The following is a 7,267-nucleotide window of genomic DNA, read 5'->3' as shown; positions in this document are numbered from 1 at the left end:
TTGAAGAGCTATACTTATTTTTTTTCACTTTCACTTCATCTTTGTCTGAAGAGCTATACTTATTTTTTTTCACTTTCACTTCATCTTTGTCTGAAGAGCTATACTTATTTTTTTTCACTTTCGCTTCATCTTTGTCTGAAGAGCTATACTTATCTTTTCTCACTTTCTCATCTCCTTTTTTAATATTATATAGAAAAGGAATAAGTTAGCTTGGACATATTTTATCTTTAGGTTCTTTTTTCTCCTTTTGTTTTGAGGTGTGAGGCACAGGCTGGGGTGAATTGTCTATGCGAATAACATTTAACAATTTGAGCAAACTATTCAAGATACATTAAAGAATCAAAAATCCCACATGATTAAAGAAAAAAACTACCTCCATCTTGCAAAGGTAGTTTTTTTTTTAGCTGTATATCTTATACCTATTAATATTATTAGAGATTATAAAAAAGGTATCTCTTTAAAATATAAGAAATAGAGGGTTATCAAAGAGGAAAAATATTTGAAGATAGGGGTTTTATGAATATGTTTATTTAACTCCCGCTTTTTTCAAAGCATAAGCAACTTCTTTTGCAAATTCTATTGGATTTTGAACTGATTCAAGATGTACATAGATAAGTCTCGGTTCTTCAAATAACCAATGATTGTGTATAGCTGTAACTAATATTTGTTCACTCTTTTTGATCTCTTCTAGGAAAGGGTTTACTTCTTCTTGTAAAAAAACAAGTTCTGCTAAATTCAAAGTTTTATCCTTTTTAGCAACAGGTTCGAAACTAAACTCTAAATCGATTACCATATCTGAACTTGTAGAATGACCAAGAATTGTAGGCTTTAAATTTTTTCTCTCCCGTGTTACCTTACATAAGTTCTTTTTTTGTTCAGCCTCACCTTTAAGAATGTTCGCCAATTCTTCACAAAGACATTTTTCTTTAGCCAAGAAATTCACCTCCTTAATAAATAAGATATGTATATAAAAGGGGACAAGCATAGGTATATATACAATGAAACTAGCCTTTTTTATATTAGAACATATCCGAGCGCTTTCAATTGGACTGTATATTATATAAAATAACGGTATCTAAAAAGAAGTAATTAAGATAGTACAATGGCTGAACCTTATTGGGAATTTTGACTTTCCTATTGTTGTTACTTTTTATCTTCTCTTACGCTTTGAAAAGAAAATAGATCATTTAACAGAAGCTATTAATAAAATAGCCACTATTATTGAAAAAGAACAGGACAAGCAATAAATAATTGATTTATAGGCTTATTTTTTAATTAATTTCTTAGTATGAATACTACATAATAATTTGAGCAAACTACCCAAGACGCCCTGAGGCATCAACATTAAGTTCCCTATTCTTTTAACAGAAAAAACTACTGAACATAGCCAGTAGTTTCTTCTATTTTTAGGGTGTATATGATATACAACCTTAGTTAACATAATGGATTTTATCAGAACCAAAAACCCTGGAAATCATTGATTCCCAGGGTTTTTGGTATTTATTTATTTAAAATATAAGGACGTAAAAATAAAAAGTTATATTTTTATTTTTTATACAGATTAATACTATGTATTTTTCATTTATAAGATCACCTATATCCCATTTGAAGAATAAACACGAAAAACATTCACTGTATTTTTACTGATTTTAGGAGTCGCATATGCGACTCCTTTTAATTACTATGAATGAGATTCTTTTCAATAACCTCCGCCATATCCGTACCAAGGGTAATATGGATATGGATAATAATATGGTGGATAATACGGATAATATGGCCGTGGACGTGGATAGTAATATGGTGGGTAATAGTATGGATAATATGGTCTTGGTCTCGGCCTTGGATATGGGTAATGGCTATATGGTTGTCTTTCATCCCCAAGATTTATAAACTCAAGTTGTTCTTCAGAATTAAAGTCTTGATATTCCAAAACATAACCTCCTAGACATATTTTCTCCCTTCTACTTTATTCAACTGTTTAAGTTTTGGAGTAAGTACAAGAAAGGTGATTAAAAATATAAATGAAAATACCAGTTACTGGATTTATTGTCCATTCAAAAAAACCGAAAAAACAACCTTATGCGCAGGGAGTTTTTTCGGTTTTTAGGCTGTATATGATATACAAATTTAGTTGAAATAATGTCTCTTTCCGGTACACATACCAAAAAAGAACCCTTGGCGTAAAAGGATTCTCAAAAGGTTGGTTTCTCTCCAATATGCAGCTTTTTATACATATGCTGTAACCTTTATAAAATAGTATCAAAAATATATTGAAAAGCTACACACTTTTAGATAATAACAACAACCGCTCCGCTCCTGCCACGCTAGAAGAGCGGTTGCCTGTAAAACTAAAATTAATTCGCTTGTAGGCACTTATAGAAACCTCAGAAAAGGTAGTTATAAAGAGGACGTTCTTTCTTATGGCATAATAAGAATTAAAAAATATCTGGAGCCACTCTCCTGGTCCTTTTTTATGCTGTAACAGCTGCATGAATCTTGTTCCATTTTTGGCGTGAAATGATTTTAGGAAAAACATCTTTTTGTCTGATCGAATTCTGCTCTTTGCTGCCATTATATGAATTAAAGCCTGTATAGCTTTCTGTATCTAACATTCTTCTAATTGTAGTAGGTGTCCAGTTCTTATTGCTTTTTGTTTTAATACCTTCTTCATTAAGCTTCTTAGCAATCCGGTAGCAAGTACGGCCCTCTATAAATTCATCAAATACACGTTTTACAATAGCCGCCTGCTCTTTATTTATCTTAACAGCTCCATTTCCTACTTCGTATCCATATGGAACCTGGCCGCCTGCATACTTATTTTTTAAAGCTGTAGAAAGTCTACCGCTCCTTGTCCGCTCGTTTATGACTTCTCTCTCAAACTCTCCAAAAGTAGAAAGAATCCCTAGCATCATACGTCCTATCATGGTACTTGTATCAAAAGATTCAGTAATACTTACAAAATCCATATTTAATTCCGCTAGCTCAACCTTAATGAATTGCAATAAGTTAAGCTGGTTTCTGTGCGCCCTATCCATTTTCAAAACGACTACACTTTCAAGCTCGCCCTTATGATCTGCAAGATATTCCATCATCTTTTTATATCTTGGTCTATTTATATTGCTTCCAGAAAAACCTTCGTCTCTAAAAATCTCAACTAACTCCCACTCTTGGGAGATACAATAAGCTTCTATTCTTTTTATTTGTTCCTCAATGGATGTATTTTCAATTTGTGAATCAGATGATACACGAACATAGCCAACAACTTTTTTCATTATGTAACTTTCCCCCATGTATTAAAACCGATTTTTGATACTTTTATTATAATTTATATGTGCAGTAATTCAAATTACTGTATACATAATATTTATATATCCGTTGATAAATAAGCTTTTTATTCTTTTTTTATGAATGAAAAAGAACAAAAAGCAATTAAAAAAGAAAGGAAAAAAATTCTCTTGCTCGAATTATTGAAAATAACGCTGTATGATGTTTAAGGAGCGGAAGGCGAATACATAAGATTGGAGGCCACAAATGATTATTAACGATGATTATATGAATTCAGACGAAATATCAAAGCTCCTGGAATTAAGCGGAAGCAATGTAAGGAAATATTCTGCCGCGCTCGCAAAGAGCGGTTATGATTTCAAGACTGACAATAAGAAAAAGCGCTACTATACACATAGCGACTATGAAACATTGCAAAAGCTAAAATTCCTGGTTCAGCATAAAAATCTTTCTTTAGAAGTAGCTGCAAATACTATTGTTGAGGGATTGGAAAGGAACCGCTCCGCTAGCCGAGCACATAACGAGCATACGGAAAATGAAGAAAATAACCGCTCTTTAATTGCTCCGCAAGCTTCTGAAAAGTCACTCCCTCCGGAAGTCTTAGGAGCGCTAGCCGATCAGTTTAAACAGCAACAAGAGGTGAACAATCAGCTATTAGGAATAATTGAAGAGTATAAGACTGCCTTAAGTGATTCTAAAAATGATTTGAGGGAATTAGAGGAACAAAGGCGAGCGGATCGCGAGCAAACAAGCAAGCAACTGGAGCAGCTGCAAGCCAGTTTTGATAAGCAGGCTGAACAGATGAAAAAACATATAGAGAGCCGCGATAAAGAAATGATGGAATATATCCGCTCATCTCAAAAACAGCAGCAACAACATTTACTAGAAGCAGCGACAGCTCAGGAAAAAGAGACAGAAAATAAAAAAGGCTTCTTTGCTCGTCTTTTTGGGAACTAAGACAAGCATAGAAGCGCCGAAAATAAACAGTCTATTTCATTACAATACCATTGTTTTATGAAATAGAGAAGGATAACTGAGTTATTCAATATTTCACGCTAAAAACCCTGCAACAAAACAGAAATGCCTGGTGTAAATCCAGGCATTTCTGTTTTTTTTTTTTTTAATTAGTTCAACACAAGTTAAACTTATGTGAGCGATCAGAAGAGCGGAACACGAGCGTAAGTTAAACCTAAGTAAATCTAATCCACCTATGTTAACTAACTTTGTATATCATATATATCATTTTTGTAACTACTTCTTTACTAATTTCACCACAGTAGTACAAGAACATAAAAAACCTACTCCCTGTGCTTTGGGAATAGGTTAGATGACGTAAAATGTTTGAAACAATCTCCAATACGCTTTTTTTATTTTATAACAACTTGATAGAGAAAGCACTTAAAATTTTTTTAGTTTGCTAATACCAATAATTTGTAGTTCCTGTTTCCACGTTTCATTTCAAGAAATGGCGCTAAAGTTGCTATCGGAATTAAAGGTGAATTTTCTAACATAAAAGAATATAAATTAAGGTGAAATGAATTAGTAATATCACTATTGGATGAGGTGGCTAAAATGTTAGTAAGAGGCATGATTGAAGCTATTAGTGACAAGAAATTAAAGGTAAATGATCTTGCCAAAAAGTATGAGGTTTCAGACAGAACTATTCAGACAAAAATTAAGAAATTAGGTTTCGAGTGGGACAGTGTAGAAGGCAAGTATAACTTTGTAGGAACAGATGAATCTATATTTGATAAGGACATCGATGAAGTATTCAAGAAGAATAGTAAAACTACTAAACAATTAACGGGCACATTTCCTATTCAAAAGAGGGTGAAAAAGAATATTCGGACGGCTAATAAAGAAGTAGCAAGTTCAATTCAAAAGGTTAATAAAAATAGACCCGAAAACGATAGCGATATTGATAGCGAATCTATTATCAGGAAGAATATGAAAAAGAATAATAAAAAGAAGATTGATAACATTGATCGTCTGTTAGCTGGGAAGAAAGCAAAGCGAGAATTCAGGGGATTTTATTTGGATAACGATGTACTACAGATCATTGACAATGTAGACAGTGGAATTAAAAGTGAACTGGTGAATGAATGTTTAAGAAAGGTGTTCAAAGAGAAAGGACTTATCTGAGGTATATACAGCCTCGTGCAGACGTTTTAGATAAGAGAATAATATAAATACTAACCAAGACAAAAGACACTCCTTAGAGTGCCTTCTAGTCGGCTATTTTGACTTATTGAATCGTCTCTGTTGAAATTCCGCAATCTTAAACACCATTCTAGTGTAAAGATCAAGTGCGTAATCTACAGACACGTCAAACTTATCACTTGCCTTCACAGCAACTTCCCTATCGTGAATATCAGGGTCATATGTATCTAAAACTTTATCAAACTCATTCCGCATATAACGATAAATGTCTCTTTCCTCAGGGTATCGGTCAATTAGTGCTTCAACCTCAGGGTCACGATCGTTTTCATCAAATCCAGCCATAATGCCACCACCTTTCAAGCAGTAACCTTCGACGAGAAAAGACTTTTTCCCTGCTTTCCTTTCAAAGTGTGACTAATAGCAGGGATTCACAAATAGAGTTAATCAAAAAAATTAAAAGTGTTGAGATCCCTGTGTATCAGTATTTTCGCCTTGAAAAGACTTTCACACACCTGCAGGTAATCTCTAAATCCCGTAAATACTGATATTATCAGTCTAAAAAAACGTCTTCATTACTTTTATCGTTAACAAAATAAAAAGCTACCTCGCCAGTGGAAGCGAGGTAGCTCATAAATAGGGTTCATACGTTGAAATTTGTAAAAAATAGTCTGATTATTAATATATCATATTCACATGGAAGATCAATTATGTGGAGTGTTTAGCATATGTATAAAAGGTGCGCTTTTTATGCATCATCTCTTTAACTACCTGTAAGGAGAACTCCGTCATATCAAGGATGTATAAAAAGCTGCATAAAGCAGAAATCGTAACCTCATCGGAATCCTTGCCTACCAAGGGTTCTTTTTTTGTCGTGTGTTCCGGAAAGAGTGTTTATGTAAACTAGCTTTGTATATAATATTCATTCTGAACTAAGCTATAATTCTAGATAGAAAGGAGTGATTATAAATGAAATTTAAATATTTCCGTAATTTAAATAAGAATGAGAGATACTCGACTACTAAAAGACAACTTAAATCGATCTTTTCGAACATAGAAATGGATGTTTTATTTGGTTTGGTAAGAAAATTCGAATTTGATAGTAGGTGTCCTAATAAGCCAAATATCGTTGGTAATGTAGTGGCTTCAATTTCTTATTCAAGAGATAGATCTGTTGATTTTTCGCTTTATCCTCTTTCAATTGCAGATTACCCAAACAGTGCTTCTGATGATTTTAATAACCAAATACTATTAACTATTAAACAATGGCTTGAAGATCAAATTAACAAACCAGATACTGCTCTCTTGGGTTATGAAGAACTTGTTATTGAGTGGACTGGAAACGAACATTTACTCCATAAAGTAAAGTTCTTATAAAATTATTTCTACAAGAAACAACATTTACGGAAAGAGCATAATTTTTACATTGCTACCTAGAATGGTGATTATGTTAACTAAGGTTGTATACGATGTACAGCTTAAAAAGAGAAAAAACTACCTTATGTGGGTGGAGGTAGTTTTTCTGTGTGAATACATATAAGGTTTGTAATTGACGCTTTGCATCGTCTTGGGTAGTTTGCTCAAATTTTTAAATGTTATTCATAATGGACAATTTACTTAAAGTGGGCTAATGAATATAATTTATTTGGTAGTTAATTTAACCTTCACCTTACTCCTTTTCTAAGTACCATCATCACACATCAAAAGCCTCTTCAATCATTGAAGAGGCTTTTGGTGAAGAGAAACTCTATTATGTTAACTACAGTTGTATATACTATGCAGCTTAAAAACAGAAAAACCAACCTCTGAGTCCTAAAGGTTGGTT

General features: G+C 33.1%; 8 protein-coding genes. 5 read left to right on the top strand and 3 right to left on the bottom strand.

What is annotated here, in order from left to right; translation table 11 throughout:
- Positions 1 to 526 precede the first annotated feature (526 nt).
- Positions 527 to 934: a DUF1259 domain-containing protein gene (locus tag LAV82_RS30480; protein ID WP_499717576.1), complete on the bottom strand. Its 408-nt coding sequence runs from the start codon at positions 932 to 934 to the stop codon at positions 527 to 529.
- Positions 935 to 1,088: 154 nt separating this feature from the next.
- On the opposite strand from LAV82_RS30480, the gene LAV82_RS30475 reads away from it, so the two are divergent.
- Entirely contained in the window at positions 1,089 to 1,247 is a 159-nt protein-coding gene (locus LAV82_RS30475; protein WP_216885589.1) for a YvrJ family protein, read from the top strand.
- Between the two features lie 493 nt (positions 1,248 to 1,740).
- Entirely contained in the window at positions 1,741 to 1,890 is a 150-nt protein-coding gene (locus LAV82_RS30470) for a hypothetical protein (protein ID WP_499717575.1), read from the top strand.
- A 581-nt stretch (positions 1,891 to 2,471) separates the two neighbouring features.
- Here LAV82_RS30470 and LAV82_RS30465 read toward each other — a convergent pair.
- Positions 2,472 to 3,272: a recombinase family protein gene (locus LAV82_RS30465; RefSeq protein WP_116075623.1), complete on the bottom strand. Its 801-nt coding sequence runs from the start codon at positions 3,270 to 3,272 to the stop codon at positions 2,472 to 2,474.
- A gap of 259 nt (positions 3,273 to 3,531) precedes the next feature.
- On the opposite strand from LAV82_RS30465, the gene LAV82_RS30460 reads away from it, so the two are divergent.
- Together LAV82_RS30460 and LAV82_RS30455 are read left to right on the top strand one after the other, a co-directional pair.
- Entirely contained in the window at positions 3,532 to 4,242 is a 711-nt protein-coding gene (locus tag LAV82_RS30460; protein WP_098476535.1) for a MerR family transcriptional regulator, read from the top strand.
- A 615-nt stretch (positions 4,243 to 4,857) separates the two neighbouring features.
- On the top strand, positions 4,858 to 5,427 hold the full coding sequence (locus tag LAV82_RS30455) for a hypothetical protein (protein WP_098278056.1): 570 nt from the start codon (positions 4,858 to 4,860) through the stop codon (positions 5,425 to 5,427).
- Positions 5,428 to 5,520: 93 nt separating this feature from the next.
- Here the strand turns inward: LAV82_RS30455 and LAV82_RS30450 are convergent, their stop codons facing one another.
- A complete protein-coding gene (locus LAV82_RS30450; protein WP_257205653.1) occupies positions 5,521 to 5,787 on the bottom strand; it encodes a hypothetical protein in 267 nt (88 codons plus the stop codon).
- 624 nt (positions 5,788 to 6,411) lie between these two features.
- Between LAV82_RS30450 and LAV82_RS30445 the strand changes: the two genes are divergently transcribed.
- On the top strand, positions 6,412 to 6,819 hold the full coding sequence (locus LAV82_RS30445) for a hypothetical protein (protein ID WP_442456071.1): 408 nt from the start codon (positions 6,412 to 6,414) through the stop codon (positions 6,817 to 6,819).
- Positions 6,820 to 7,267: the final 448 nt, after the last annotated feature.

This window comes from Bacillus sp. ILBB4, assembly GCF_035064545.1.
Taxonomy (GTDB): Bacteria; Bacillota; Bacilli; order Bacillales; family Bacillaceae_H; genus Priestia.
This window is presented reverse-complemented; position numbering and strand designations above follow the sequence as displayed.